This is a genomic window from Bifidobacterium aemilianum (assembly GCF_003315635.1).
GTDB classification, from domain to species: Bacteria; Actinomycetota; Actinomycetes; order Actinomycetales; family Bifidobacteriaceae; genus Bifidobacterium; species Bifidobacterium aemilianum.
Genome location: NZ_PDCG01000098.1, coordinates 1 through 380, shown reverse-complemented (window position 1 = coordinate 380; position 380 = coordinate 1). Strand labels below are relative to the sequence as shown.

Below are 380 nucleotides of genomic sequence, written 5' to 3'. Positions count from 1 at the left end.
CCCGCCACCGACCCCGTCCACGCCCCCATGACCATCAAGGCGAAATGGGAGGCCGACCAGTACACCGTGCGCTTCCTCGCGCCGGGACTGACACCCAACCCCACCATCACCGACCAGACCGGCATCAACTACGGCACCGGCCTGATAACCGACCCGGGCACCCCAACAGGCACCTTCCCCAACGAGGCCACACCCACCTTCAACGGATGGTGGACCACACCAACCACCGGCGGCCGCAAGTGGGACTTCACCACCAGCCACATCGGACCCGACGAGATCGACGACACCAGCCACACCATGACCCTATACGCCCGATACACCCACCGCGTCACCATCAGCTACGACCTGGGAGACGCCACCGGACAGGTACCCCCCATCAC

1 protein-coding gene is annotated in these 380 nt (G+C 65.5%); it reads left to right on the top strand.

What is annotated here, in order from left to right; translation table 11 throughout:
• On the top strand, positions 1-380 hold a 380-nt coding region (locus CRD60_RS08900), incomplete at both ends, for a hypothetical protein (RefSeq protein ID WP_201737262.1).